Below are 802 nucleotides of genomic sequence, written 5' to 3' on the forward strand. Positions count from 1 at the left end.
ACAAAGCCGATTGCCAAGGGCATTACCCAAATCCACGAGCTTAGGGAGCCTTTGAGTTTGGTGTGCTCTTCTGCACTTTTATACATACCAAAGGCATCTTTTTTCAGCCAGTAGATGCTGTTTTTAGCGTCTGCAACGTCGTTTCTGCTTTCGGGGTTGGCGCATCTTTGCCAGTAGCTGATGCGCTTAAAGCCGAGCATGGTGCGGCTGATGTTGCGGTGTTCGCCGACCAACGAGCGCAAATTAACGTCAATCAGCCTGGGATGCTGGGTAATGACAAATATGTCGATGCCTTTGTGGCGGTGGGTTTCCAGCTCTTGGATGTAGTCGGGTACTTTGGCGCCTGCGGGACGGGGGCGGAAGATGCGTTGGGCTTCGTCGATGACGAGAATTGCGCCGGTGGGCGCCCATTTGTGCCACGTTGTCATATCTTCCCCTTCGGGGATTTCCATTGTCGGAATTTTCAATTCCGGAATACCGTCAACGAAGAGCGGGCGGTTTTTAAGATCGTCGCGCGTCATTAATTCGTGGACGAGCAAGTTTGTTTTGCCGGATCCTGGCAGGCCGGTGATTAGGCTGATCATGGTTTACCCCCTTTTTTACAAAAAACGCTAATCCGGGCATCTCTCAAATGTTCTTTTTCTTCAAGATTTGCACAATAATTCCAGTAGCTTACTTTACTAAAACCAAATATTGACCCAAGCATTGTTTTATCCATATGCCGATGCTCACCAACGAATGCTCGTAAATTGGCATCTATCAAACTGGGATGCTCAGTAATAACAAAAATGCAGATACCTTT

The 802-nt window shown here is 48.1% G+C and carries 1 protein-coding gene and 1 pseudogene; both read right to left on the bottom strand.

The window, feature by feature from the left end:
• Positions 1–584 (bottom strand): zonular occludens toxin domain-containing protein (locus OP500_RS11200; RefSeq protein ID WP_274071000.1); only part of this gene is annotated, 584 nt, incomplete at its 3' end.
• Positions 581–802, bottom strand: a pseudogene (locus OP500_RS11205) (hypothetical protein); the annotation flags it as partial. The pseudogene OP500_RS11205 and the gene OP500_RS11200, both read right to left, overlap by 4 nt.

Origin of the sequence: Kingella sp. SNUBH-2017, assembly GCF_028680565.1 — a bacterium.
GTDB lineage: Bacteria > Pseudomonadota > Gammaproteobacteria > Burkholderiales > Neisseriaceae > Kingella_D > Kingella_D pumchi.